Here is a 340-nt window from a genome sequence, read left to right as displayed (position 1 = left end):
CGTTTTTGTCGAAAACTTTCGTTTTAGTTTCCATTTCTACATTCTCAAAATGAATTTCGTATTCGACTTTTTCTTCTTCTTCAGTATTAGTGATCTCAACTTCCTCAGTTTCTTCTACCTCTTCCACTTCAGTTTCAGTATACTTTACCTCAAAAGCTTTAACCACTTTCCAATCAACGAGGTCACCCTTGTTGATGGCTTCCTTCACTGCCATTGGCAGTTTCTCAGGATCAATTTGTTTCTTTGTAGGTTCTGTTGCGATTTCAGAATTGTCAGCCACGACATCTGATACTCTCGCATTTGCTTGAGTAGAAACTATTAAGGCCAACATTAAGACAAA

1 protein-coding gene is annotated in these 340 nt (G+C 37.6%); it reads right to left on the bottom strand.

Annotated elements, in window-relative coordinates; translation table 11 throughout:
- Positions 1 to 331, bottom strand: a 331-nt coding sequence (locus E1176_RS00090; protein WP_155208570.1) for a hypothetical protein, incomplete at its 3' end; no start/stop codon positions are given.
- Between the last annotated feature and the right edge of the window lie 9 nt (positions 332 to 340).

The organism is Fulvivirga aurantia (assembly GCF_009711475.1).
Lineage (GTDB): Bacteria > Bacteroidota > Bacteroidia > Cytophagales > Cyclobacteriaceae > Fulvivirga > Fulvivirga aurantia.
The sequence above is the reverse complement of the archived record's forward strand: the minus strand, read 5'-3'. Positions and strand labels throughout refer to the sequence as shown.